Below are 252 nucleotides of genomic sequence, written 5' to 3' on the forward strand. Positions count from 1 at the left end.
GGTGCCGTCCTGCCGCGCGAATATGGCTTCCCAATGAAGCTGCGCATGCCTACCAAGCTTGGCTACAAGAACCCAAAACACATTCAAGCGATTTTCGTCACTAATACCTACCCGGGTGGTTACTGGGAAGACCAAGGCTACAACTGGTTCGGTGGCAGCTGACGCCCGTGGCAACTCCATTGCGCAGCCCGGGCTGCGCTTATTCGCAACCTGAGTATCAAGGAGCTTCACTATGAAAAGGTTTACTACTGC

General features: G+C 54.0%; 1 protein-coding gene. It reads left to right on the forward strand.

Going from position 1 to position 252, the window contains the following annotated elements; genetic code table 11:
* Positions 1-162, forward strand: a 162-nt coding sequence (locus AC3XQU_RS24380) for a molybdopterin-dependent oxidoreductase (RefSeq protein ID WP_489876694.1), incomplete at its 5' end; no start/stop codon positions are given.
* Positions 163-252 lie beyond the last annotated feature (90 nt).

It is taken from the genome of Telluria sp. AZSoR62, assembly GCF_058111565.1.